Origin of the sequence: Comamonas sp. MYb21 (assembly GCF_037479395.1) — a bacterium.
Taxonomy (GTDB): Bacteria; Pseudomonadota; Gammaproteobacteria; order Burkholderiales; family Burkholderiaceae_C; genus Comamonas.
This window is the reverse complement of record NZ_JBBGZC010000003.1, coordinates 199,845-225,073: the sequence shown is the minus strand read 5'-3', so window position 1 is coordinate 225,073 and position 25,229 is coordinate 199,845. Positions and strand designations below refer to the sequence as shown.

At 65.0% G+C, this 25,229-nt stretch carries 23 protein-coding genes; 10 read left to right on the top strand and 13 right to left on the bottom strand.

Annotation, left to right across the window (positions count from 1 at the left end):
• Nucleotides 1-10 precede the first annotated feature (10 nt).
• Nucleotides 11-1,915: a lytic transglycosylase domain-containing protein gene (locus WH367_RS06045; RefSeq protein ID WP_339534997.1), complete on the bottom strand. Its 1,905-nt coding sequence runs from the start codon at nt 1,913-1,915 to the stop codon at nt 11-13.
• Nucleotides 1,916-2,322: 407 nt separating this feature from the next.
• Between WH367_RS06045 and WH367_RS06040 the strand changes: the two genes are divergently transcribed.
• Together WH367_RS06040 and WH367_RS06035 are read left to right on the top strand one after the other, a co-directional pair.
• On the top strand, nt 2,323-2,904 hold the full coding sequence (locus WH367_RS06040) for a 5-formyltetrahydrofolate cyclo-ligase (protein ID WP_021028751.1): 582 nt from the start codon (nt 2,323-2,325) through the stop codon (nt 2,902-2,904).
• A gap of 78 nt (nt 2,905-2,982) precedes the next feature.
• Nucleotides 2,983-3,666 carry a glutathione S-transferase family protein gene (locus tag WH367_RS06035; protein ID WP_339534856.1) on the top strand — a complete coding sequence of 228 codons (684 nt, stop codon included), beginning with the start codon at nt 2,983-2,985 and terminating at the stop codon, nt 3,664-3,666.
• 75 nt (nt 3,667-3,741) lie between these two features.
• Here the strand turns inward: WH367_RS06035 and WH367_RS06030 are convergent, their stop codons facing one another.
• Both WH367_RS06030 and WH367_RS06025 read right to left on the bottom strand, forming a co-directional pair.
• Nucleotides 3,742-4,788 carry a hypothetical protein gene (locus WH367_RS06030; RefSeq protein WP_339534855.1) on the bottom strand — a complete coding sequence of 349 codons (1,047 nt, stop codon included), beginning with the start codon at nt 4,786-4,788 and terminating at the stop codon, nt 3,742-3,744.
• Between the two features lie 127 nt (nt 4,789-4,915).
• On the bottom strand, nt 4,916-5,857 hold the full coding sequence (locus WH367_RS06025) for a LysR family transcriptional regulator (RefSeq protein ID WP_339516485.1): 942 nt from the start codon (nt 5,855-5,857) through the stop codon (nt 4,916-4,918).
• 102 nt (nt 5,858-5,959) lie between these two features.
• Here WH367_RS06025 and uraD point away from each other — a divergent pair, with 102 nt between their 5' ends.
• Together uraD and WH367_RS06015 are read left to right on the top strand one after the other, a co-directional pair.
• On the top strand, nt 5,960-6,505 hold the full coding sequence (uraD, locus tag WH367_RS06020) for a 2-oxo-4-hydroxy-4-carboxy-5-ureidoimidazoline decarboxylase (protein ID WP_339516483.1): 546 nt from the start codon (nt 5,960-5,962) through the stop codon (nt 6,503-6,505).
• A gap of 19 nt (nt 6,506-6,524) precedes the next feature.
• Entirely contained in the window at nt 6,525-7,508 is a 984-nt protein-coding gene (locus tag WH367_RS06015; protein ID WP_339516481.1) for a Bug family tripartite tricarboxylate transporter substrate binding protein, read from the top strand.
• A 93-nt stretch (nt 7,509-7,601) separates the two neighbouring features.
• Here the strand turns inward: WH367_RS06015 and WH367_RS06010 are convergent, their stop codons facing one another.
• Nucleotides 7,602-8,501: an amino acid ABC transporter substrate-binding protein gene (locus tag WH367_RS06010; RefSeq protein ID WP_339516478.1), complete on the bottom strand. Its 900-nt coding sequence runs from the start codon at nt 8,499-8,501 to the stop codon at nt 7,602-7,604.
• Between the two features lie 151 nt (nt 8,502-8,652).
• On the opposite strand from WH367_RS06010, the gene WH367_RS06005 reads away from it, so the two are divergent.
• Both WH367_RS06005 and WH367_RS06000 read left to right on the top strand, forming a co-directional pair.
• The gene (locus WH367_RS06005; protein ID WP_021028744.1) at nt 8,653-9,519 is read left to right on the top strand and encodes a MurR/RpiR family transcriptional regulator; all 867 of its coding nucleotides are present in this window, start codon (nt 8,653-8,655) and stop codon (nt 9,517-9,519) included.
• A 9-nt stretch (nt 9,520-9,528) separates the two neighbouring features.
• Entirely contained in the window at nt 9,529-10,806 is a 1,278-nt protein-coding gene (locus WH367_RS06000) for a multifunctional CCA addition/repair protein (RefSeq protein WP_339534854.1), read from the top strand.
• A gap of 32 nt (nt 10,807-10,838) precedes the next feature.
• On the opposite strand, the gene WH367_RS05995 is transcribed toward WH367_RS06000, so the two are convergent.
• From WH367_RS05995 to WH367_RS05985, 3 genes are read right to left on the bottom strand one after another with little or no spacing between them, the layout of a single operon-like run.
• On the bottom strand, nt 10,839-12,467 hold the full coding sequence (locus WH367_RS05995) for a SpoVR family protein (RefSeq protein ID WP_339534853.1): 1,629 nt from the start codon (nt 12,465-12,467) through the stop codon (nt 10,839-10,841).
• Nucleotides 12,464-13,735, bottom strand: coding sequence for a YeaH/YhbH family protein (locus tag WH367_RS05990; RefSeq protein ID WP_339534851.1), 1,272 nt, complete (start codon nt 13,733-13,735; stop codon nt 12,464-12,466). Before WH367_RS05990 ends, WH367_RS05995 begins: the two co-directional genes overlap by 4 nt.
• Before the next feature lie 56 nt (nt 13,736-13,791).
• Nucleotides 13,792-15,714 carry a PrkA family serine protein kinase gene (locus tag WH367_RS05985; RefSeq protein ID WP_021028741.1) on the bottom strand — a complete coding sequence of 641 codons (1,923 nt, stop codon included), beginning with the start codon at nt 15,712-15,714 and terminating at the stop codon, nt 13,792-13,794.
• Between the two features lie 506 nt (nt 15,715-16,220).
• Here WH367_RS05985 and WH367_RS05980 point away from each other — a divergent pair.
• Entirely contained in the window at nt 16,221-18,158 is a 1,938-nt protein-coding gene (locus tag WH367_RS05980; RefSeq protein WP_339534849.1) for a PhoX family protein, read from the top strand.
• An 85-nt stretch (nt 18,159-18,243) separates the two neighbouring features.
• Here the strand turns inward: WH367_RS05980 and trxC are convergent, their stop codons facing one another.
• Nucleotides 18,244-18,681: a thioredoxin TrxC gene (gene trxC, locus WH367_RS05975; protein WP_339534847.1), complete on the bottom strand. Its 438-nt coding sequence runs from the start codon at nt 18,679-18,681 to the stop codon at nt 18,244-18,246.
• Nucleotides 18,682-18,749: 68 nt separating this feature from the next.
• Entirely contained in the window at nt 18,750-19,610 is an 861-nt protein-coding gene (locus WH367_RS05970; protein ID WP_339534845.1) for an endonuclease/exonuclease/phosphatase family protein, read from the bottom strand.
• Nucleotides 19,611-19,729: 119 nt separating this feature from the next.
• Between WH367_RS05970 and WH367_RS05965 the strand changes: the two genes are divergently transcribed.
• On the top strand, nt 19,730-20,185 hold the full coding sequence (locus WH367_RS05965) for a GNAT family N-acetyltransferase (protein ID WP_339534843.1): 456 nt from the start codon (nt 19,730-19,732) through the stop codon (nt 20,183-20,185).
• Nucleotides 20,186-20,364: 179 nt separating this feature from the next.
• Nucleotides 20,365-20,889: an AAA family ATPase gene (locus WH367_RS05960; protein WP_339534841.1), complete on the top strand. Its 525-nt coding sequence runs from the start codon at nt 20,365-20,367 to the stop codon at nt 20,887-20,889.
• A 23-nt stretch (nt 20,890-20,912) separates the two neighbouring features.
• On the opposite strand, the gene WH367_RS05955 is transcribed toward WH367_RS05960, so the two are convergent.
• The 3 genes from WH367_RS05955 to WH367_RS05945 all read right to left on the bottom strand — a co-directional run bounded on the left by WH367_RS05955 (nt 20,913) and on the right by WH367_RS05945 (nt 23,519).
• The gene (locus WH367_RS05955) at nt 20,913-21,620 is read right to left on the bottom strand and encodes an SDR family oxidoreductase (RefSeq protein ID WP_339534839.1); all 708 of its coding nucleotides are present in this window, start codon (nt 21,618-21,620) and stop codon (nt 20,913-20,915) included.
• 288 nt (nt 21,621-21,908) lie between these two features.
• Nucleotides 21,909-22,544, bottom strand: coding sequence for a TetR/AcrR family transcriptional regulator (locus WH367_RS05950; protein WP_339534837.1), 636 nt, complete (start codon nt 22,542-22,544; stop codon nt 21,909-21,911).
• 84 nt (nt 22,545-22,628) lie between these two features.
• A complete protein-coding gene (locus WH367_RS05945) occupies nt 22,629-23,519 on the bottom strand; it encodes a LysR family transcriptional regulator (protein ID WP_339534835.1) in 891 nt (296 codons plus the stop codon).
• Between the two features lie 126 nt (nt 23,520-23,645).
• On the opposite strand from WH367_RS05945, the gene WH367_RS05940 reads away from it, so the two are divergent.
• Nucleotides 23,646-24,797, top strand: a complete 1,152-nt coding sequence (locus tag WH367_RS05940; RefSeq protein ID WP_445228076.1) for an agmatine deiminase family protein — start codon at nt 23,646-23,648, stop codon at nt 24,795-24,797.
• Nucleotides 24,798-24,819: 22 nt separating this feature from the next.
• On the opposite strand, the gene WH367_RS05935 is transcribed toward WH367_RS05940, so the two are convergent.
• On the bottom strand, nt 24,820-25,215 hold the full coding sequence (locus WH367_RS05935) for a VOC family protein (RefSeq protein WP_339534834.1): 396 nt from the start codon (nt 25,213-25,215) through the stop codon (nt 24,820-24,822).
• Nucleotides 25,216-25,229 lie beyond the last annotated feature (14 nt).

The following is a 25,229-nucleotide window of genomic DNA, read 5'->3' as shown; positions in this document are numbered from 1 at the left end:
CTATGCGCTATCAGGGCAGCTCTTTGGACAGATCCGGTTCGCCCTCAGGCTTGGGACCGACCGAGCCCAGGCGTGCGCGCAGCGACTGGGGCTGGCCGGTCAGAATCGCGGCATAGCTGGTGGTGTTGGAGAGCACCTTTTTCACATAGTCGCGCGTCTCGGCAAAGGGCACGTTTTCGGCCCAGATGGCGCCGTCCAGCACCGGTCCATTGCGCCAGTTGCGCGGCCGGCCAGGGCCTGCGTTGTAGCCGGCAGCTGCCAGCGCCATCGAGCCATCAAAATCATCCAGCGCGAGTTTGAGGTAGGCGGTGCCCAGGGTGATGTTGGTGTCGCGGTCATTGATGCTGGCCGGCGTGAAATCGGTCATGCCGATCTTGCGGGCGGTCCAGCGGGCGGTGGCCGGCATGATCTGCATCAGACCCGAGGCACCGACGCCCGAGCGGGCATCCATGATGAAGCGGCTTTCCTGGCGGATCAGACCATAGACATAGGCGGGATCCAGGCCAATCTCGCGCGAGCGGTTCACCACGGCCTCCTTGAACGGCATCGGGTAGCGCTGGCCCACATCGACCACGGTCTTGGTGCGCTCGCTGGTGTTGATGCAGCGGTCCCAGATCTGGCGCTGGCAGGCCAGCTCGGCAGCGGCCAGCAGCTGGGCATCATCCATGCCGCCGCGCTGGTGCAGGTTGGTCATGTAGTTCCACTCGCGCACCCCTTCGCTGCGCAGCCCCAGCTGGATCGCATAGAGCGCACGTGCCAGACCCGCACTGCTGCGCACCGCCTGGCGCGCCTGCTCGTCGATGGCCACCGGCTGCGACGGGATGACAATGGGCTGGCCCAGCTCCTCCTGCGCCAGCTGCTCATAAAAGCCCTGTGTGCCGGCAATCTTTTGCAGCAGTTGGCGCGACTGCTGGGTCTGCGCCTCGCTGATGCGGCCCGCCTGCAAGGCCTTGGCCTGCCAGTACATCCAGGTGGGGTCTTCGCGCTCCTCGGCGCTCATCGCCTCGATGCTCTTGCGCACCTGCTGCCACTGGCCGGCGCGCAGTGCCGCGCGCGTCTTCCAGGCCAGCAGGTCGTCGCTCAGGTTGGACTCCTTGCTCACCTTGGCAAAGCTGGCCATCGCATCGGGCGACAGGCGCGTGGCCTGGGTCTTGCCGATCACGCCCCAGACCCAGTCGCGGCGCGGCTGCGTCAGCAGCTCGTTCCAGCGGCTTTCCATCAGGGTGGCGGCGCCATCGGGGTTGTCTGCGGCGATCTTGATCAGCCCCAAGGTGGCCAGCTCCTGCTGCTCCTTGGACGAGGTCTTGGCCTTGGCCGTCAAAAACTTGCTGGGCGACTGCAGCATGGTCGCAAAGGCGGGCAGCTGCATCGGGGCCACCGCCTCCACCGCAGCGCGGGCGGCACGGGGCCGGCCCGCTTCCATGGTCTGCCGCGCTCGGCGCCAGATATCGTCGGCCTGCAGGCCGCCGGCCGAGAACAGCTCCGAGGCCGCCAGGTTGCAGCCGTCTTCCGAATCGCGCTGCGCATACCAGTTGCTCTTGACCGTGCTGGCCAGCGGCTCGCGCTCGCCACCCTTGGCCAGATCGATCACCGCCGCGTAGCAGCGCAGCTCGCGGTCATCGCCCATGCGGAAGGCCGGGTACATTGCATCGAAATTGCTCCAGTCGCGGCGCTGGCCCAGGAGGCGCAGCCAGTCGTTGCGCAGCCGGTCTTCCTGGTAGGTGCCGGCCCAGCGGGTCAAAAAGGCCTGCACCTCGTCCTGCGTGGCCTCGTTCAGGCGGGCGCGCAGCTCCCAGTACGCGGCCCAGGGCTCGAGCACATGGCCGCGCGCGCCGGGCAAGAGCTGGGTCAGCTTGCTTTTCTCGCGCTTGCGAAAGGCCTGCTGCATGTCGACGATCACGTCGTCGTTGACCATGCCGCTGCTGACCGACGGGCTCGACTGCAGCTGCACCGGCGTTTGTACCGAGGTGGGCGCGGCCGTTGCGCCCTGCAAAATCGTCTGGGCGGCCAGCGGCAGCGCGCTCCAGGCCAGCAAGGCCGCCATCAAGGGGGTAAGCAAAACATTCCGAGGCATAGCCGATCCAGGTTGTGAGACAGCGGCGCTGTAGAGCGGCGCCCAGGTGATCCCTAAAATCATACACATCGCCTGACGCGCCAGCGGTCCCAAAGGCTGCAATACCCGGCCTCCTCTTACATGCGCTTACGGAAACTGCCGCAATATGTAAAAAAGCTATCTGGTTTTCACGCTAGCCAATTTGCTGGGAACGTCACTTTTGGCTGTCAGAATGGTTGACCCAGCGTGTTTCTGTAGGGATATTTGCAATGGATAAAAAAGCCGTACGCCAAGCGCTCATTGAACAGCGTCTGCATATGCCCGATCGTCTGGAGCGCGCCGAACAGCTCCAGCAAGTCCTGCGTTTTTGGCTGATGGAGCGCCAGGATGCCGTGATCGGCGCCTACTGGCCGATCAAGGGCGAGTTCGACCCGCTGCCCGCGCTGCACCGCTGGAAGGAAGACGGTGCGCTGATGGACGAGCCCAAGCTGCGCCGCATCGCCCTGCCGGTGGTGAACAAGCAGCACAAGACCTTGAGCTTCCACGCCTGGTACCCCGGTTGCCCGATGGAGATGGACGCCTACGACATCCCCAAGCCGCAAAATACCGAGCTGGTCGTGCCCACCCTGCTGTTTGTGCCCTGCGTGGGCTATGGCCCGGGTGGCTACCGCCTGGGCTATGGCGGCGGTTTTTATGACCGCACGCTGGCCGCGCTGGAGCCGCGCCCCTTCACCGTGGGCCTGGGCTTTACCAATGGCTTTGTCGATGACTTCGAGCCCGAAGCGCATGACCTGCCGCTCGACGCCATCCTCAACGACAACGGCGTGGTCTGGCCCCTGGGCGATTCGTAGCCGCAAGCGAGCCCGTTTGGGGGCTTGCGCATACGGTATAAGTCGCTCTGTACCTTCATTCATCAATCGGTTGAGATCATGCTGCAGCTTTATATCGGCAATAAAAATTACTCCTCCTGGTCCATGCGCGCCTGGGTGCTGCTGCGCCAGGCGGGTATTCCTTTTGAAGAGAAGTTTGTCCGCTTCGACGGTTTTGACAGCCAGTCCGAGTTCAAGCGCACGATGACCGCCATCAGCCCCACCGGCACGGTGCCGCTACTGCGCGATGGCGACATCAGCGTCTGGGACAGCCTGGCGATTGCCGAATATGCGGCGGAACAATACCCGGACAAGCAGCTGTGGCCCAAGGACAAGGCAGCCCGCGCCAGCGCCCGCAGCATCTGCGCCGAGATGCATGGCGGCTTCACCGCCCTGCGCAGTGCCTGCCCGATGAACATCGAGGCCGACCTGGCCGAGGTGGGCCGGATCGTCTGGCGCGACAACGCCGCCGTGCGCAAGAATGTCGAGCGCCTGTGCAGCATGTGGAGCCACCTGCTGGCCCAGCATGGCGGCCCCATGCTGTTTGACCAGTTCAGCATTGCCGATGCCTACTACGCGCCGGTGTGCTCACGCCTCAAGACCTACCAGCTGCCCATCCCCGGCGAGATCGCCGCCTATATCGAGCGCGTGCACCAGCTGCCCGGCGTCAAGGCCTGGATCGATGCGGCACTGGCCGAGCAGGATTTTGTCGCGATGGACGAGCCTTACCGCGCAGAGCGCTGAGCATCGTCGGCCTTTGCGCAGTGTCTGGCACCGCGCTGTTGGGGTGCCAGAGCACGGGCATCGGCCGCCTGGTGGTCAAAGCACTTGGGGCCGGTACACCCGCGCATCCAGCGGCGCATTGATGCTGATCAGGTAGACAAAGCGCTCGTCCTCGGGCAGCAGGCCCTGGATCGCTTCAAACAGCTCGGCATGCGCCAGGTTCTGGCGCAACAGCGCCTCCACCTGGGGCGCATCCGCCGTCCAGGCGCTGCGGCGCAGTGCGCGCTCTGCGACCTCTTCTGCGCCGAGGAGCGCATGCACATAGACCAGCTCATGGGCCATCGCCTGCCACTGCGCAGCAGACACCTGGCCGCTGCGCAGCACATGGTCTTGCAGGGCCTCTTCGGTCGCAGTTTGCTGGCTCTCGCGCTGCGCATCGTAGGCGGCCTGCCATTGCGGCTCGGTCAAGGTCGGTAGGGCACTGCCCAGGGCGGCGGCATCCTGCAAAGCCAGGCGCTTCCAGGCCTCCAGACCAGGCATGGGCTGCGACAGCTGAAAGTCCATCATCTCCGCGTACATGCGGGCATTGAGCTGGCGCAGATTCTTGGGCGTGGCCGCGACCACCGCAGATTGCAAGGGCCGCGCCTCCAGCCACTGGGCCAGGTCCTGCATGGCCGTATCGCGTGGAAACTGGCGGTACTGCACATGGTTGGGGTAGTGCTCGGCATGGAACACCGGGTTGGTGCCCGCGCCCAGCGCTGCACCATTCTCATAAAACCGGACCACATCTGCGCAGAAGTAGCGGTCTGCCAGTTCCATCACCAAGGCCAGACTGCCGTTGTGCGGATGCGTGCCCGCCCAGATCTTGATTCCAGGCATTTCATCCACCGTGTAGCGCCCGGCCGATGCATAGCCCAGCGCCTTGAACTCCTGCATCACGCGGCGCACCTGCGGGTCGCTGAACTGCAGCTTTTCCAGCTGCATCGTGATGCGCGCCACCACGCCTTGCTGCGCACTGCCCAGCGCCTGCACATGTTTGAGCATGCGCGAAAAATACCAGCGAATGCCGAACTTGAGCAGCACAAACAGACCGACAAACGTCAATGCGATGGTTACCAGCACCACGCCCATGGTTGTCCACATAAATCCCTCCCTCTTTGTCTTATTTCGAATCAGCCTATCGGGCCAACCGAGCAGCATAGCGAGGAAGTGCGGCTGATGCAAAGCGCCGGGGACCTGTGGGCGGCCACTACGCAGCCTTCGCCCGACGTCAGGCCAAGCTGCGGCCAGGCTGGCGGGCCCGGTCCAGGCTGGCCTGCAGGGCCTCGGCCAGCTGCTGGGCCACCAGCTTGACCACCGGGCCTGGCGGGCGCGTGGCATCGACGGCCACGCTGATGCTCTGGGGCTCGGCGCCCTGGTCGCGGATGGGGATAAAAACCAGCGTACCGGCCGCCAGCTCAGGCGCGACATCGAGCTGCGAGGTAAAGATCAGGCGCTGCCCGCCCAGCGCCAGCTGCTTGACCAGCTGCAGCGAATTGCTCTCGACAAAGCCGCGCGCATCCTTGAACAGCCAGCTGTACTGCGCCTCCAGCAGGCGGCGGATGGTGATGGCGCGGCTTTGCAGTGCGATCGGATAGGCGGTCGCTTCCTGAAAACTGACGCTCTTGCGACCGGCCAGCGCATGGCCCGGCGCCACAACACAGCCCAGCGGCAGCTGGGCTTGCCACAGCACCAGCAGCTCACGGCGCGGCGCCAGGTTGAAGATGGCGGCCAGGTCGGCCTTGCCGGTCATCAGCGCCGTCTCGGCATCGTCCGGGGTGCTCAGCTCTACCGACAGGCTGACCAGGGGATGCTGGGCATTGAGCGCCTCGATCAGCGCGGGCAACACGCCGGTGGCATGGCTGTCCATCGCCACCAGCGACACATGGCCCTGGTGGATGCCCTGGATGCGCCGCACCTCGGCCACCATGCGGGTCTCATCCTGGCGCCAGCGCCGGGCCATCGTGATCAGCGCATCGCCCGAGGCCGTCAGCCGCATGCCCCTGGGCATGCGCTCAAAGAGCGGCACACCCAGCTCTTCTTCCAGCGCCAGAATCTGGCGGTTGATCGCCGATGCAGCCACATGCAACTCGCGCGCGGCTTTCTGGATCGAGCCCGAACGGGCCACCTGGTCGGCATAGCGCAAAGCGGTAGGGACAAGCGAATGGCGCATCGGTTGGGGTCTCCGGAATGCGGCGATTGTACTAATTTTGCGTATGCAGCATTGCCAAACCTATGATGGACGGCAATGGTCTGCAGGCCTAGCATGGCCCGCATGACGCCTGCCCAACGCCTCGACCACCTCAACCATTGCAGCCCTGACGAGTTCTGCGCGGCCCTGGCCGACATCTGGGAGCATGCGCCCTGGGTGGCGGCGCAGACCGTGGCGCTGCGCCCCTTTGCCAGCGCTGATGCCTTGCACAGCGCCATGCTGGCGGTGGTCGCCCGGCTCGACGAGCCGGCACGCATCCGCTTTTACGCCGGCCACCCGGAGCTGGGCGGCGCGCTGGCCCGGCAGGGGGCGATGAATGCCGCATCCACCGACGAGCAGGCGAGCCTGGGCCTGGGCCAGCTGCAGGCGGCCGAGGCCCAGCGCTGGGATGGCCTCAACCGCGCCTACCGCGAACGCTTTGGCTTTCCCTTCATTCTCTGCATCCGCCAGCACAGCCTGGCATCGGCCTTGCTTGTGTTCGAGCAGCGCCTGGGCCACACGCGGCAGATGGAGCTGCAACTGGCACTGAACGAGATTGCCGCCATCAGCCGCCTGCGGCTGGCGCGCTACCTGCAGGCCAGCGATCCCGCCCCGGCCCCCAGCCATTGATTTTTCAGGAGTGTTCATCATGCATCGTCGTCACTGCTTTTTCAGCCTGGCCGCAGCGCTGGGTCTCCTGGCCTTCGGTGCCCAGGCCCAGACCCAGACCGCCAGCTACCCCAACCACCCCGTCAAGCTGATGGTGGCCCTGCCCGCGGGCGGCGGTGTCGACATGATTGCGCGCCTGGTCGGCCAGCAGCTGCAGGCCAGCACCGGCCAGCCGTTCATCGTCGACAACCGCGCGGGCGCCTCCGGCCGCATTGGCCTGCCGGTGGTCGCCAAGGCCAGCCCCGATGGCTACACCTTGATGGCCTCGCCCGCGTCCTTCCTGACCACCAACAAAAGCATCTTCAAGGACCTGCCCTATGACCCGCAGGCCGACTTTGCGCCCATCACCAAGCTCGCCAACCAGGCCATGGTGCTGGTGGTCAAGGACCGCAAGAAATTCCCCAACGCTGCAGCCGTGCTGGCCGCCGCCAAGGCCCAGCCGACCCTCGTGACCTATGCCAGCTCGGGCGAAGGCAGCCCCCAGCACCTGGCAGCGCTGATGTTCGAGACCCGGGGCCATCTGCAGATGACGCATGTGCCCTACAAAGGCGGTGCCCTCGCCATCAACGACATGCTGGGCGGCAATGTGGATCTGCTGTTTGCGCCGCTGCCCGAGGCCCTGCCCCACCTCAAGTCCGGCAAGCTCAGCGCGCTGGCGCTGATGAGCGACAAGCGCTCACCCTTGATTGCCGAGGTGCCAACCATGGCCGAGGCCGGTATCCCCGACATGGTGATGCAGACCTGGATCGGTCTGCTGGCCCCGGCGCGCACACCGCGCCCCATCGTCGATGCGCTCAACCGCCAGGTGCAGGCCATCTTGCTGCGCGACGATATCCGGCAGCAGCTGCAGGATGTGGGCATGGAAGTGGCACCCACCACGCCGGAGCAGTTCCAGCACACCATTGCGCAGGAGATCAGCCTGCATGCGCAGCTGGTCAAGGCCGCAGGTCTGGTGCCGCAATAAAAAACCAGGAACCGGGGCTGGCCCCTGGTCCTGGTCTCTTTGCGGCGTGGCTGCCTGGCTGCCGGTGTTCAGCAGCCTTTGCCTGACCGGCGCTCAGATCCCCTTGGACGAGGGGTTGGCAAAGGCATCGCGCGTCTCGGCGTTCAGCGGGTAGTTGATGTTGATGCCCTTGGGCGCAATCGGTGACATGAACCAGCGGTTGTAGAGCTTTTCCATCTCGCCCGATTGCATCAGGCCCGAGACGGTCTCGTCCACCAGTTGCTTGAAGGCCGGGTCGTCATTGCGCAGCATCAGCGCCTGGTTTTCGGTGCGCAGGCTCTCGCCAACGATCTCGTAGTTCTGCGGGTCACGCGCATTGGCGATCTGGCCGGCCAGCAGGATGTCGTCCAGCACAAAGGCAGCGGCCTTGTCGCCCTGCACCAGCAGGAAGGACTCGGTATGGTCCTTGCCCGGCACATTGGTGATGTCGAGCTTGCTGGCCCGGTCGGCCTGGCGCAGCAGGCGGAACGAGGTGGTGCCGGTGGTGGTGGCGACCGATTTGCCTTGCAGATCGGCAATGCCCTTGATGCCCGAGCTCTTCTTGACCAGCATGCGCACGTTGTAGCGGAAGATATCCGGCGAGAAGGCCACCTGCTTTTGGCGCTCCACCAGGTTGGTGGTCGAGCCGCATTCCAGATCAACAGTGCCGTTTTGCACCAGCGGAATGCGGTTGGCCGAGGTGACCGCCTGGTAGTTCACCTTCAGCTCGGGCAGTTGGAGTTTGGTTTTGATCGCGTCCAGAATATGCGCGCAGATATCCATGCTGTAGCCGATGGGCTTGAGGTTGGCGTCCAGGTAGGAGAAGCCGAACGAGGCCTCGCGGTAACCCAGCGTGATCGCGCCCGAGCTCTTGATCTTGTCCAGCGTGCTGCTGCTTTGCGCCATCGCGCCCGCAGAGGCACACACCAGCGCAGCCAGCGCCACCGCGCGCTTCACACCCATTTTTCCTTGCATATCCTGATCCTCCTGGCACCCCATCGGTACCGGCCAATGCCTTGCGGCGTTTTAGAACTTTTGCTCCTTTTTTATTTTTTTTGGATCATATGTTCCATGCCGCACAATGGCTACCCGTGATTTCCCTAAATCTGAAGAAAGACCCGCCGCCATGGGCGTAATCGACCAATTGCGAGACCGCTTTGCCTCCCTGAGCCCGTCGCTGCAGCAAGTGGCGCGCTATGTGCTTGACCACCCCAATGAGGTGGTGACGCAATCGATGCGCACCGTGGGCCAGCATGCCCAGGTGCCCCCCACCACCTTGGTGCGCTTTGCCCAGACCTGCGGCTTTGAAGGCTGGAACCCGTTCAAGCAGGCGCTGACCGCCGATATGGGCCTGGCCAGCGAGGCGGGCAACCAGTACGGTGAGCGCGCCCGCAGCCTGCTGGGCCGCGCGCAGGACCAGCAGCTCACCGCCGAGATGTTTGCCATGCAGCGCAGCAACCTGGATGTGACCGAGCAGCACAGCGCAGCGCGCCTGCTGACCGCCGCCCAGCTGCTGGAGACGGCCGACCAGGTGCATGTGATGGGCATGCGCGCCTGCTTTCCGGTGGCCTTCTCGCTGGTCTATGTCTACCGCCTGTTCCGCCGCTCGGTGCACCTGCTCGAAGGCATGGGTGGCGTGCGCGAGATGCAGCTGCGCGCCATCGATGCGGGCGATGCGCTGGTCGCCATCAGCTTTGCGCCCTACTCGCAAGAGACCGTGCATGCGGTGGAACTGGCCCGTGCGCGGGGCTGCAAGGTGCTGGCCCTGACCGACAGCCTGGCCTCACCGCTGTCGCTGGCCGCCGATGAAACCCTGCTGTTTGCCGTCAACAGCCCCTCCTTCTTCCCCTCGGTCACCGCCGCCCAGGCATTGTCCGAGTCGCTGCTGGAAGTGCTGGTCAGCCGCGCCGGCCCGCAGGCCGTGGCCCGCATCGATGCAGCTGAAGGCGAGCTGCACGACAGCGGTGTCTATGTGCAGCCGGTACGCAAGTAAACTCGCACGATGAATACATACATGGTCGGCGGCGCAGTGCGGGACCGCCTCTTGGGACTGCCGGTGAATGACCACGACTGGGTGGTGGTGGGCACCACGCCCGAGGCCATGCTGGCCCAGGGCTTTGTGCCGGTCGGCAAGGATTTCCCGGTGTTTCTGCACCCGCGCACGCATGAGGAATATGCGCTGGCCCGCACCGAGCGCAAGTCCGGCCGGGGCTACCGGGGATTCAGCATCGCCACCTCGCCCGATGTGACCCTGGAGCAGGACCTGGCCCGGCGCGACCTGACCATCAATGCGATGGCCGCGCCCGTCGACTGGAATGGCAGCGGCCCGGTGACCGACCCCTATGGCGGCCAGGCCGATCTGCAGGCCCGGGTGCTGCGCCATGTGACCGATGCCTTCCGCGAAGACCCGGTGCGCATCCTGCGCCTGGCACGCTTTGCGGCGCGCTTCCAGGATTTTTCCGTCGCCCCGGAAACCGTGGCGCTGATGCGCCAGATGGTCGCCGATGGCGAGGTCGATGCGCTGGTGCCCGAGCGCGTCTGGCAGGAGCTGGCACGCGGCCTGATGGAGGCCCGGCCCTCACGCATGTTCGAGGTGCTGCGCGATTGCGGCGCCCTCGCCCGCCTGCTGCCCGAGCTGGACCGCCTCTGGGGCGTGCCCCAGCGCGCCGACTACCACCCCGAGGTGGACACCGGCATCCACGTGATGATGGTGCTGGACCGCGCCGCCGAGCTGGACGCCGCGCTGCCCGTGCGCTGGGCCTGCCTGGCGCATGACCTGGGCAAGGGCACCACCCCAGCCGATGTGCTGCCCCGCCATATCGGCCATGAGGAGCGCAGTGTGGAGCTGGCCCGCAAGCTGCAGCAGCGCCTGCGTGTGCCTAGCGACTGCGCCGAGCTGGCCCTGATCGTCGCCGCCGAACACGGCAATATCCACCGCAGCCCGGGCATTGCGCCCGCTGCCGTCGTGCGCCTGCTCGAGCGCTGCGACGCCTTTCGCAAACCCGAACGCTTTGCGCAGGCGCTGCTGGCCTGCCAGTGCGACGCCCAGGGGCGGCTGGGGCTGCAAGACAAGCCCTACCCGCAACGCGCCCAGCTGCTGCGCCTGCTGGCCGCCGCGCAGGCCGTCAGCACCAAGGGGGTGGCAGAACGCGCCGCCCGCAGCGGCCGCCAAGGTGCGGAGATTGGCGCGATGGTGCATGAGGCGCGCTGCCAGGCGGTGGCGCAGATGGTGGCAGCCGACGCTGCCGCAGCCACTGCCACTGCCAGCGGGCAGCCTTGAGCAGCTGCGGCGCCGGGTCAGGCACTGCCAGGTCAAGCCAGCGGCGCCGCCACTGAATGCAGCAACACCGGCACCGCGCCATCACCGTTGACACTTTCGAGCTGCACGCCAAAGCCCCACAGGCGCGCGGCGTGCTTGAGCACCTCCTGCACATCGTCGGACAGCGGGCGGCCCTGGTACTGGGTGTGGCGCAAGGTCAGGCAGCGGTCGCCGCGCAGGTTCACGTTCCAGACCTGGATATTGGGCTCGCGCGCGCCCAGGTCGTACTGCTGTGACAGGGTCTGGCGCAGGTTGCGGTAGCCGTCTTCGTTGTGGATGGCGCTGACCAGCAGCTCGCGCTCGCTGGCGTCATCATGGATGGAAAAAAGGCGCATGTCGCGCATCAGCTTGGGGCTCAGGTACTGGCCGATAAAGCTCTCGTCCTTGTAGTTCTGCATGGCATGGTGCAGCGCCGGCAGCCAGGGCGTGCCGGCCAGATCGGGGAACCAGCGCCGGTCTTCTTCGCTCGGGTGCTCGCAGATGCGCTGGATGTCGCGGTACATCGCAAAGCCCAGCGCGTAGGGGTTGATGCCGCTGTAGGCACGGTGGCCGGCAGGCGGCTGGTAGATCACATTGGTGTGCGACGACAGCCATTCGATCATCACCCCATCGGTGAGCCAGCCCTCGTCATACAAGGTGTTGAGCAAGGTGTAGTGCCAGAAGGTGGCCCAGCCCTCGTTCATCACCTGGGTCTGGCGCTGCGGGTAGAAGTACTGGGCGATCTTGCGCACAATGCGCACCACCTCGCGCTGCCAGGGCTCCAGCAGCGGGGCGTTCTTCTCGATGAAGTACAGCAGGTTTTCTTCGGGCTCCTTGGGAAAGCGCTCATGGTGCTGGGCCGGGCTGTTCTTGTCCGGGCGCGCCGGCAGGGTGCGCCACAGCTCGTTGACCTGCTGCTGGGCATAGGCCTCGCGCTGTTCGCGCTCGGCGCGTTCGCGCGCCAGCGTCTTCTTGGAGGGGCGGCGGTAGCGGTCCACGCCGAGGTTGGCCAGCGCATGGCAGGAGTCGAGCCACTGCTCCACGGTATCAATGCCGTGCTTCTCTTCGCACTGCGAGATGAAGTCGCGCGCATAGACCAGGTAGTCAATGATGCTGCCCGCATCGGTCCACATGCCAAACAGGTAATTGCCTTTGAAAAAACTGTTGTGCCCGTAGGCCGCATGGGCAATCACCAGCGCCTGCATCGCGGTGGTGTTCTCCTCCATCAGGTAGCTGATGCAGGGGTTGGAGTTGATGACGATCTCGTAGGCCAGACCCATGTGGCCGCGGCGGTAGCGCCGCTCGGTGGCCAAAAACTCCTTGCCATAGCTCCAGTGCCGGTAGCCCACGGGCATGCCGACGCTGGCATAGGCGTCCATCATCTGCTCGGCCGAGATCACCTCGAGCTGGTTGGGGTAGGTGTCCAGCCCGTAGCGCTCGGCCGTTGCGGCGATGGCCGCGTGGTAGCGCTCGATCAGCTCGAAGGTCCAGTCGCTCGGATCGGGCAAGGGCTGGTTCGGGCGCTGGCCTGCAGGCCGCGGCGTGGCGGGCACATCGCGCTGGGAGCGGTCGCCGGAAAACGGCACTTTCCAATGCGGGGAGCCCTTGCGCCGTGCGAGCACGGGGTATTGCGACGGGTTCATACCGGTACCCCTTCCTTCTTGAACAGATCGCGGAACACCGGGTAGATATCGCCGGGCTCGGCCACCTTGCGCATCGCGAAATGCGGAAACAGCGGCAGCAACTGGCTGTATTCCTGCCAGAGGCTTTGCTCGTCCGGGGCCACCTGCACATAGGCAAAGTAGCGCGCCAGCGGCAGGATCTTGTCAGCCAGCAGGCTGCGGCAGTTGCCGCCATCGTCGCCAAAGTTGTCGCCGTCACTCGCCTGGGCCACGTAGATGTTCCAGTCGGCCACCGGGTAGCGTGCGCTGATGACCTGGTCGAGCAGCACCAGCGCGCTGCTGACCACGGTGCCGCCGCTTTCGGTGGAATGGAAGAACTCGTCCTCGCCCACCTCGGCCGCCTGGGTGTGGTGGCGGATGAAGACGATCTCGATCTTCTCGTAGTGGCGGGTGAGAAACAGGTAGAGCAGGATGAAAAAGCGCTTGGCCAGGTCCTTGCGCGACTGGTCCATCGAGCCCGAGACATCCATCACGCAAAACATCACCGCCTGGCTGCTGGGCTCGGGCACCTTGGTGCGGCTGCGAAAGCGCAGGTCCAGCGGATCGAGAAAGGCCACCTTGCCCATGCGCGCCTGCAGCAAGGCGATGCGCTGCTGCAGCTCGGCCACCGCTTCGCTGGTGCCGTCATCCTGCGCCACGAGGTCTGCCAGCGCGTCCTCCAGCGCCTTGAGCTCACGGTTGGGCGCCTTGGTCAGCGCAATGCGCCGGCCCAGCGCGCCGCGCATGGTGCGCAGCACGGCCAGGTTGTGCGGTGTGCCGTCATGGCTGTAGCCGGCGCGGCGCGTCTTGTACTGCAAGGTGCTGGCGATATGGGTGCGCAAGAGGCGCGGCAGCGCCAGGTCTTCAAAGAAGAGTTCCATGAACTCTTCCTTGGTCAGGGTGAAGGTGAAGTCGTCTTCGCCCTCGCCGCTGTCACTGGCCTGGGAGCCACCACCCCCGCCCGCACCGCCCTGGGGCCGCGCAATGCGGTCGCCCCGCACATGCTCGGTATTGCCCGGGTGCACGGTGTCGCGCACACCCCCTTGCCCATGGTGAAAAACGGGCTCCTGGATGTCCTTGCGCGGGATGGTGATGTTCTCGGCCTGCTCGATGTGGCGGATATCGCGCTTGGCCACCGCGCGGCGCACCGCATCGGCGATCTGCGTCTTGTAGCGGCGCACAAAGCGCTCGCGGTTGCCCACCGACTTGTTCTTGCCGGCGAGCCTGCGGTCGATGATTTGCAATGCCATCTATGCCCCCATCCATGACCCGGCGCGTTCGGTGCCGGCGCGCCGTTATCGTTGCCTCAGCTGCTCTTGCGCACACGCAGGTACCACTCGCACAACAGGCGCACCTGCTTGGGCGTGTAGCCCTTGGCCTCCATGCGGGTGACAAAGTCTTCGTGCTTGCGTGCATCCTCGGCGCTGGCCTTGGCGTTGAAGCTGATGACGGGCAGCAGCTCTTCGGTGTTGGAGAACATCTTCTTCTCGATCACCAGGCGCAGCTTCTCGTAGCTGGTCCAGCTGGGGTTCTTGCCCTGGTTGTTGGCACGCGCGCGCAGAACGAAGTTGACGATCTCGTTGCGGAAATCCTTCGCATTGGCAATGCCGGCGGGCTTTTCCACCTTCTCCAGCTCGGCATTGAGCGCATTGCGGTCGAACACCTCACCGGTGTCGGTGTCGCGGTACTCGCTGTCCTGGATCCAGTAGTCGGCGTAGGTGACGTAGCGGTCAAAGATGTTCTGGCCGTACTCGCTGTAGCTTTCCAGATAGGCGGTCTGGATCTCCTTGCCGATGAACTCGGCGTAGTGTGGCGACAGGTATTCCTTGATGTAGCCGGTGTACTTGGTCTCCAGCTCGGCGGGGAACTGCTCGCGCTCGATCTGCTGCTCCAGCACATACATCAGGTGCACCGGGTTGGCCGCCACCTCGGTGCTGTCGTAGTTGAACACCTTGGACAGGATCTTGAAGGCAAAGCGGGTGGAGATGCCCGACATGCCCTCGTCCACGCCGGCGTAGTCGCGGTACTCCTGGTAGCTCTTGGCGCGCGGGTCGGTGTCTTTCAAGCTCTCGCCGTCGTAGACCTGCATCTTGCTGAAGATGCTGGAGTTCTCGGGCTCCTTGAGGCGCGTGAGCACCGCAAACTGCGCCATCATCTTCAAGGTGCCGGGCGCGCAGACCGCGCTGGCGAGCGAGGATTCGCGGATCAGCTTTTCGTAGATGCGCACCTCCTCCGAGACCCGCAGGCAATACGGCACCTTGACGATATAGACCCGGTCGAGAAACGCCTCGTTGTTGCGGTTGTTGCGGAAGGCCTTCCACTCGCTCTCGTTGCTGTGGGCCAGCACGATGCCATCAAAGGGGATGGCGCCAAAGCCTTCGGTGCCCTTGTAATTGCCCTCCTGCGTCGCGGTCAGCAAGGGGTGCAGCACCTTGATCGGCGCCTTGAACATTTCGACAAACTCCAGCAGGCCCTGGTTGGCCAGGCACAGGCCGCCCGAGTAGCTGTAGGCATCGGTGTCGTCCTGGGCATAGTTTTCCAGCTTGCGGATATCGACCTTGCCGACCAGGCTGGAGATGTCCTGGTTGTTCTCGTCGCCCGGCTCGGTCTTGGCTACGCCCACCTGGCGCGAGATGCTGGGGTAGCGCTTGACGACGCGGAACTGGCGGATATCGCCGCCGTATTCATCGAGGCGCTTGACGGCCCAGGGCGAGAGCACATGGTTGAGGCAGCGGCGCGGAATGCCGAACTGCTCCTCGAGCACCGGGCCGTCCTCGATCGGATCGAACAGCGCCAGCGGCGACTCATTGACCGGCGAGCCCTTGAGCGCATAGAACGGCACCTTCTGCATCAGGTACTTCAGGCGCTCGGCGATGGAGCTCTTACCACCCCCGACGGGGCCGAGCAGGTAGAGAATCTGCTTGCGCTCTTCCAGGCCCTGGGCGGCATGGCGGAAAAAGCTCACCACCTGCTCGATGGAGTCCTCCATGCCGTAGAACTCGGCAAAGGCCGGGTAGCGGCGGATCATCTTGTTGGCAAACAGCCGCGAGAGGTGCGGATCGTTGCGCGTGTCGACCATCTCCGGCTCGCCAATCGCCGCCAGCATGCGGTGTGCCGCGCCCTCGTAGACCATCGGGTCGCGCTGGCACAAGCCAAGAAACTCGTCGAGCGACATTTCCTCTTCGCGCAGGCGCACGTAGCGGGCGGCAGAGTTGCTGATGACATCCATACGACCTCCGTGGCGGCACCCAAGGGGCTGACCGTGCCGCAAACTTGTTAGGACCCCTCTGCAAAACTCCCTGCCTCGTGGTCGGAATGCGTCCATACCATTTGGCGAGGGCTTTGCAGAGCCTCCCTAGGCAACCGTTATCGTGACTTGGTTTTAGCACCTTAGCGGCGCTTTGACCAGATCACATGTCCTACACACGGATGACCACAATGCAGGCAATATTTCTGGTTACGGCGCCAGCGGCCGCGCCGGCCTCTGATAGGCTCTGCCGCCCTCGGAAAACCGTCCAGCAACGCCCGTCACACATCGCCGCAACGGCTCCATTTGGCGGCTGAAGACGGCAGCCCGCCCCGCGCGCATCGTCATAAAAACGACACAACAACGTCATGCCTCTGCCATGGGCGCCGCCGATACTCGCTGCGCACCACAGAGTATGTTGGCCCGGATCTCTCATGGGCCTCTGTGGTGCATCCAAACACCACATAACACCCCACGGAGTTACCGATATGAGCGCAGTGCTGACCTCGCGTCGCCGTCTTTTGCAATTTCTGGGCAGCGCACCTTTGCTGCCCTTGTCCGGCTCCCTGTCTGCAGCAGGCCTGCTGACCGCCTGCGGCGGCGGTGGTGATGACGATGGCCCTACGGCCGCGTTCAAGTCGGTGAGCTTCTCCAACATGGCAGCGCCCAACCTGACCAACCCCGCAGCGATGGCGACGACCTCGACCACGGCGGTGATGACCATCCTCTACGCCGATGACAGCAAGCGCGAAGTGGCACTGGCCTATGAATCCTTCTTTGTCACCGGCGACATGGTGGCAGACGGCAAGGGCGGCAAGATCCTGGCTGGCGGCTACTACGACATCAACAACCAGCCGATCATGGACAAGTCTGTGGCGGGCAGCGAGCGCCACTTCTTCTCCGACTGTCCCGATGGCTCCTCGATCATCCAGGTCGCCGATGCCAAGGTCGACGGCGTCAAGGGCAAGCCCGTGTTTGCCGTGGTGCAGTTCGAGTACACCTCCAAGGACCTGTCGGGCGCCGATGCCTACGGCACCCTGCCTTCGCCCATTGCCGTGCTGACCCTGGACCAGGACCAGGACACCGGCAAGCTGAGCCTGGTCAAGTACCACAACGTCGACATGTCCAAGGCCCACGGCCTGTGGATCACCTGCGGCGCCAGCCTCTCGCCCTGGAACACCCACCTGTCCAGCGAAGAGTACGAGCCCGATGCCTTCACCGCGGCCAGCTCGGCCCAGTTCAAGGCCTTCAGCAAGCATGTGTACGGCAACGAAACCACGGCCAACCCTTACCACTACGGCCACCTGCCCGAGATCACCGTCAACAAGGACGGCACCGGCACGGTCAAGAAGCACTACTGCCTGGGTCGCATCTCGCACGAGCTGATCCATGTGATGCCCGACAACCGCACTGCGCTGATGGGCGATGACTACACCAATGGTGGCCTGTTCATGTTCGTGGCCGACAAGGAAAAAGACCTGTCCGCCGGCAACCTGTACGTTGCGCATTACACCGACGTGCTGACCGACACCTCGACCGCCAAGATGGAGTGGATCCACCTGGGCCACGCCACCAGCGCCGAGATCGAAGCTTTGGCCAACACCCTCAAGCCGGCCGACATCATGGAGTCGCTGACCACCGACCCGCAGGACGCCAGCTACACCGCGGTGTTCCTGGACGGCAAGGCCGCCTGGCTCAAGCTCAAGCCCGGCATGGAAAAGGCGGCCGCCTTCCTCGAAACCCACCGCTATGCCAACCTGGTGGGCGGCTCGATGGCCTTCACCAAGATGGAAGGCACCACCGTCAACATCAAGGACAAGGTCGCCTACTCGGCACTGGCCAACATCCAGACCTCGATGATCAACGGTGACAAGGCCTGGAACGCCAAGCACAACGTGACCTTCCCCAAGACCGTGAAGGCCGGCGGCGTGCTGGCCCACAACCTGGGCGGCGGCATCAAGGACCGCCAGGGCGCCACCATCAACAGCGAATGGGTGCCACAGCAATCGCACATGCTGATGATGGGTGAGGACATTGCCGCAGACGCACTGGGCAACACCTCCAACCCCGACAAGATCGCCAGCCCGGACAACCTCAAGTTCTCCGAAAAGATGCGCACCCTGTTCATCGGCGAAGACAGCGGCAACCACGTGAACAACTTCCTGTGGGCCTACAACGCCGACACCAAGCAGCTGTCGCGCATCCTGTCGACGCCTGCGGGCGCCGAATCCACCGGCCTGCACGCGGTGGACGAGGCCAACGGCTGGACCTACATCATGAGCAACTTCCAGCACCCGGGTGACTGGAGCGCACTGCACGCCAAGATCAAGGACCAGCTCGATCCGCTGATCAACGCCAACTACAAGAACAAGTTTGGCGCCTCGGTGGGTTACCTGACCGGCACCCCGCAAGCGGTGAAGCTGTAAGCACAGAGCGCGTGGCCACTCGCGCGCTCTCTTCACAACAAAAATGCCATCCTGACGGATGGCATTTTTTCGTGGGGCAGTGCGTTTACAAAACCGACTGCAACCAGCGCACGATCTCGCCAGGCGGCAGCGCACCAGAGATGCGCGCCGCCTCCTGGCCGCCCTTGAACACCACCATGGTCGGAATGCTGCGGATATTAAAGGGCTGGGCGACGTGTGGATAGGCCTCGGTATCGAGCTTGGCAAAGCGCAGCCGGGGTTCGAGCTGCTTGGCAGCCAGCACATAACCCGGCGCCATCTGCAGGCAGGGGCCGCACCAGGGCGCCCAGAAATCCACCACCACGGGGATGTGGTTGCGCCCCAGCTGCTTGGCAAAGCTGCCGGCATCGAGCGCGACCGGCTCGCCGGTGAACAAAGGCTGGTGGCAGCTGCCGCAATCGGGCTGCTGGGCCAGCTGCGCGCGCTGCACGCGGTTGGTGGTATGGCAATGGGGGCACACAATGTGCAGGCTGTCTTCGGTCATGAGGCACTCTCCTGCTGCCCATCATAGGCAGCGATGCACACGCCAGTTGCAGGCCGGTGCCGCATATTTCAAGCCAGTGTCAACAGTACCGGCTGGTGGTCGGACAGCTGCGTGGTGCTGTCGCTGTGCCAGGCCCGCACCTGGCTGCGCAGGCTGTCGCTGACCAGCGCAAAATCACAGGCCACCGGCGCGGGCCCCCAGGTACGGTCAAACAGGCAGAAGGTGGGCGGCTGCAGCGCGCTGCCGTGCAGCAAGGGCCAGCTGTCATGCCAGAGCGCGGATCCATCGGCCTGCGCAGCGACCAGGGCGGCATAGGCCGCCTCACCCGCGTGCAGGTTGAAATCGCCACACAGCACCGCATGGGGCGTGTGCACCGGCGTGGTGTAGGGCGTGGCCGCCGATGCCGCAGCGGGCAGCGGCTGCAGCTGTGCCAGCGCCTCGGCATGGATCGCCCGCAGCGCCTGCACCTGCGCCATGCGCTGGCTCGCGCTGTGGTATTCCAGATGCGTGCACATCACCCGCACCAAGCCCAAGGCCGGGTCGCGCACCGTCACCACCAGGCAGCCCCGGGGCATGCTGACCACCCCCGCCTCGGCCAGCCAGGGCAGGCGGTGCTGCGCCACCTCGGCCACCGGCAGGCGGCTGGCCACTACATTGCCAAAGCTGCGGCGCTGGCCACTGGCATCAAAACCATCGGTGGTGGCGGCAAAGAACAGCTGCCAGCCCGGCAGCAGTGCCTGCAGCTGGGCCACCTGGTCAGCCGGTGCGCCCGCCAGCGCGCCATGGCCCACAGCCACCTCCTGCAGGCACAGCACATCGATGCCGCCCGAGCCCTCGCCCATGGCCAGCGCATGGCGCACCATGCGCGCCGGATCGGCCAGGCCATCGAGGCCGCAGCACCATTGCACATTCCAGCTCAGTATTTGCATGTGGAAAACTCTGTGGATAGCCGCGCCCGCTGGCGCCATCGCCTGCTATTGTGCAGCAGGGGTCCGGCATTTTTCGTGTCAGCGCCCCAAGCCGGGCCCCGCACCTCTATAGTCGGGCGATGCGCAACCACCCACCCGATTCCTTTCAGATCCGCCCCGCCACCGTGGGCGATGTAGCGGCCATGTTCCAGGTGCGCCTGGCCGTCACGGAAAACCGCATGACCCTAGACGAGCTGGCCGCCGCCGGCGTCACGCCCGAGTCCATTGCCGAGGCTATTCGCAGCGCCTCTTGCGCCTGGGTCGCCACCATCGAGGGCGAGGTCGCCGGCTTTGCGATGGTGGACCTGGACAGCGCCTGCCTGTTTGCGCTGTTTGTGCGCAGCGACTGCGAAGGCCGGGGTCTGGGCACCGCGCTGTGCCGGGCCGGCGAGCAGGCCTTGTTGGCGCAGCATGAGGCGGCCTGGCTGGAGACGGCCACAAGCAGCCGCGCCGCGCGCCTCTACCGCCACCTGGGCTGGGGCGATGAGCGCGATGTGGGCGACGGAGATATCCGCCTGACCAAGCGGCGCTCTTGAGGGCGCGCAGCGCTGCACGCTGGCCTGGCGTCTGCTACATTGCGCTGATGGCCCTGTGCACCAGCCCCCGAATTATTCGCATCGTCATACCGACGGTGGGATAGCGCGCGGCCACGCAAGCATGCAACCCACCCTGGAGGTGGGTTTTCCGTCTCTGGGGTTTCCTCCAAGGAGATGGAATGAACACCAGCCAAACGCCTGACACATTCGCCGATAGAGACCCAGACGCCGGCACGCTGCACCTGCTCTGCGGCAAGATCGCCTCCGGCAAGTCCACGCTGGCCCGGCAGCTCGCCGCGCAGCCCCGCACCGTGCTGGTCAGCGAAGATGCCTGGCTCGCCCAGCTCTACCCGGATGCACTGGTCTCGATCCAGGACTATGTGCTGCTGTCCGCCAGGCTGCGCGGCGCGATGCAGCCCCATATCGTGTCGCTGCTGCAAGCGGGTACCTCGGTGGTGCTGGATTTCCCGTCCAACACCCCCAGCACCCGCGCCTGGGCGCGCAGCATGTTTGAAGCAGCTGGCGCACCGCATGCGCTGCACTGGCTGCAGCTGCCCGACGAAGAATGCAAGCGCCGCCTGCGGGCGCGCAATGCGTCGGGCGAGCATCCGTTTGAGACCAGCGATGCGCAGTTTGAGCTGATCAGCCAGCACTTTGTCGCGCCATCAGCGGCGGAAGGCTTTGCGCTGGTGCTGCACGGCTGATACGCACGGCCAAGCACCCAGCCTCAGGCGCGCTGCGGCAGGTAGCTGAGCCGGTCCGCCGCCAGCCCGCGCTTGACTTGCTGCGTCAGGTCATCGGCCAGCACCTCGTCCAGCCCGGCTTCCAGCGCATCGAGCGTGCGGCTAACGATATCGGCCGGGCTGGACTTGGGGGCATCCAGCCCCCGTGTCAGATCGGTATCGACAAAGGCCATGTGCAGGCCCAGCACCTGCGTTTTCTGGGCAGCCAGCTCGTAGCGCAGCGAGTTGGTGAGCGACCAGGCGGCGGACTTGCTCGCCGAATAGGCGGCCAGCTCGCTGCCGTTCACCCAGGAGGCAATCGACAGCACATTGAGCAAGCCACCACCACCATTGGCCGCCAGCACTGGTGCAAAGGCCTTGCTCATGCGCAACACCGCGAAGAAATTGGTCTCGAACATGCGCCGTGCCACCGCTTCGCTGTCCTCGGCAAGAAAACCACCTGTCTGCGCGATGCCGGCGTTGTTGATCACCAGGGTCACATCGGGCGCCTGCGCCACAGCTGACGCCACGTCCTCGGGCTTATTGACATCCAGCCGCAGCGGATGCACCCCCGCTTGCGGGCTGATATTGGCGGGATCGCGGGAACCCGCGTAGACCTTGCGGGCACCGCGGGCGAGCAACTCGCGCACAAAGGCCTGGCCAATGCCACGGTTGGCACCGGTGACAAGAACGACAGCGTTAGCAATTTTCATGGAAATCTCCACATTGAACGAGGTTGAAGAAGCGCGCACGGGCGCTGGATGGGGACTTTTCCCCTGGCATCACCGGCCACAGCAGAGGCCAGTGCGTCAGGGGTGCATTCAAAGGCGAAAACAAGATCTGCCACCGGGCGGAGCACCCGCCCCGATCAGCGCTGCGGATTCGCGCAACTGCGCGCAGCAGCCAGCTCTTTTTGCCAGGGCGATTTGGCACCAACGCTTGCACGGCTGCATTTCGCATGATGCTCATAATATTAAAAATCAAAAAAAAGCAGCGCGCTGCTAGGCGCTGCTGCCGGGCGTAAGATCTGCTGCCCGATCGGCGGGCAGCAGATGCTGGAGCGCCGCTTCGCGCAAGCTGTCCGACAGCGCCGGGTCGTCCACCGCACGGGCCAGCAGCAGGCTGCCCACCATCGTGGACAAGGCCACCATCGCGCGCTCGTGCGCTAGCGCCTGCCCCCAATCGGGCGATTGGCGGGCGATGAGGTCCACCATGCCCTTGATGTGCTGGGTGGTCAGGCGGCGCACTTCCGGCGCCTGGCGTGCGGTCTCCGAGCCCAAGGCCACCAGCGGGCAGCCTTGTTCGGCATGCTGCACATGGGCTTTCGAGAGGTAAGCCCGCAGCAGGGCGTCCCAGGCCTGGTCAGGGGGCGCCTGGGCCGCAACCTCGGCCACCACGGCAGCAGACTCGGCACACGCCAGACCGGCAGCTTCTGCCAGCATCGCCTCGCGCGAGGCGAAATGCGCGTAGAAGGCCCCATGCGTCAGGCCCGCCTCTTTCATGATGTCGGCCACCCCCGTGCCACCATAGCCGCTGCGGCGGATGGCGCGCGCGGCAACGGACACAATGCGCTCATGCGTCGCTTGCTTGGCGGCAGCCCGGGTGTTGGAAGTATCATTTCGCATGACACTCATCATAGATAATTTTCAGGCCCTGCGCATTGCAGGGTAAATGCCGCGCGATGCCGGCGCAGCAAGCTGCAGGCAGCGCCCTGTCCCCGGTCACCGTGGTTGGCCTTGCGCGCCCAGCCATTCAAAGACCTGCGCAACCATGTCCGAGCGGGCAGGCCCAGCCACGCCCGACAGCCACCAGGTGCTGCCCAGCACACGCGGGTAGCCTGGCAGCATCTGCAGCCGCCCGCTTGCCAGGCTGCCCTCCAGCAACAGGCTGGGCAAGCAAGCGATGCCTTGCGCTGCCAACACGGCATCAAGCACCAGCCGCGCATCGTCATACATGGCGCGCTTGCGAAACTGCGCCAGCGTCCCCAGGAAAAGCGGCGCCGTGGCCTCGGAGCTAAGGCTTTCTTCCAGGCACACCAGATCGGCATGCAGGTGGTGCTGCGCCTGCGGAATGCGGCCCAGCTTCTGGGCGATACCCGCATCGGCCACCAGCAGCCACTCGTCTTGCAGCAGGGGCTGCTCCTGCAAGCCCGGCTGCAACAGCGGCCTGCGGCTGATGGCGATGTCCACATCGATCTCATCGACAAAGCGGGCGCTCTCGTCGGCCGACAGCACCAGGCTCAGCCCGGGCAGCAGCGCATGCAGCTCGGGCAGCCGGGGCTGCAGCCAGCCGCGCAACAGCGGCGCGGGGCAGACCAGGGACACGAGGCCCGGATCGAGGTAGGTGCCAATGCGCTCCATGCCGCTGCGCAGCACAGTGAGCGAGCGCTGAACGCTGCGCAGCAGCACCTCGCCTGCGATGGTCAACTCCACACCGCGCCCTGCACGCCGAAACAGCGGCTGCATCAGCTGCGCTTCGAGCTGCTGCACCTGGTGGCTGATCGCAGACTGGGTCACATGCAGCTCATCGGCTGCGCGTGAAAAGCTGCCATGCCGGGCGGCGGCCTCAAACCCCATCAACAGCTTCAAGGACGGGAGACGCGGCTCGGACATATGAGAGATATTAATGAATAAGCGTAAATCTTATCATTTGATCTCATACCTACGGCGATCCACAATGCGACCTCGTCCGAATATTCGGCAACGCAACCGCTCCCGATAGGAGCCATTGGAAAAGTGATGAAGACAGGTCAAGATGTGATGCGCGATGGCGCGAACGACCCCATGGGAGCCCACACCATGCAACGACGACAATTTCTCTCGGCCGGCACCACGCTGGTCGCTGGCGCAACGGCAGGCATGCCAGCGCAGTCGGCGCCCGCTGCAGGCAGCCAAGGGCGCATGCCCGATGAAGGTGAGCGCCATGCCGCCACCTGGATGGCCTTTGGTGCCAGTGACGCGATCTGGGGCCGCCGGCTGAAGGCGGGCGCACAGGCCAACCTGGCGCTGATTGCCCAGACCATTGCCCAGATGGAGCCGGTGCAGATGCTGGTCAACGCCCAGGACTACGACCTGGCCGCGCGCCTGTGCGGCAACAAGGTCAAGCTGCTGGTGCAAGACATTGATGACCTGTGGATGCGGGACACCGGCCCGGTATTTGTGAAGAAGGCAGGCGGCGGGCTTGCCGGGGCCGGTTTCAATTTCAATGGCTGGGGCAACAAACAATCCCACCGCAACGATGCCCAGGTCGCGGCCTTTGTAGCCGGTACGGCAGGGGTTCCCTTGCTGAAAAGCAACCTGATCCTGGAAGGCGGCGGCATTGAAGTGGATGGCCAGGGCACTGCCATCATCACCGAGAGCTGTGTGCTCAACGCCAACCGCAATCCCGGCACCAACAAGGCGCAGTGCGAGCAGGAATTGCAGCGGGTGCTGGGGATCGACAAGGTGATCTGGCTGCCCGGCCTTGCCGGCCACGACATCACCGATGGCCACACCGACTTTTATGCCCGCTTCTGCGCGCCCGGGGTCGTGGTTGCCGGTGTGGACAATGACAGGTCCTCGCCAGAATATGCGGTCACCCAGCGCCACCTGGCCATCCTGCGCAAGGCGACGGACGCGCGGGGCCGCCCCTTGCAGGTGCTGCGCATGCCGGGGCCTGACGAGGTCCGGCCGCAGTACGAGAACAAGGATTTTGCGGCAGGCTATATCAATTTTTACGTCTGCAACGGCGCGGTGATCAGCCCGGAGTTTGGCGATAGCCGCGCTGACCGCAACAGCCGCGCCCTCTTGCGCGAACAGTTCCCGGGGCGCGAGATTGTGCAGCTCAATATCGATGCCATCGCAGCGGGCGGCGGCGGCATCCACTGCACCACGCAGCAGCAACCGGCCTGAGCAGTGACCGCGCTGGCCCCGGCTACACCAGCGCCGGGGCGTCCTCGCGCAGCTGGAAGACATTGCCCTCGCAGTCCATCGCATTGCAGGCGCTGTAGCCAGGGCCGGCCCAGGCTTCGTGGAACATCGCTCCGCCCAAGCTGCTGGCGCGCGCGCCGGCATCCTGCAGCGATGGCACGCTGACAAAGAACTTCAGCGCCACGTTCTCGCGGCGCTGGGGCGGCGTGCTGATGTGGATGCGCTCGGCGATCTCGGCCGGTATGGCATGCAGCTCCAGCTGGAATGCGGCAGATGCCAGCGCCACCCAACCGGGCAGACGGTGCTGCTCCTGCAGGCCCAGCACCTGCGCATAAAACTGCGCCACGCGCTCGATATCCTGGACGTACAGCACCACGCCAGCCTGACCCTTTGCGGACATAGAAAGCTCCCTGA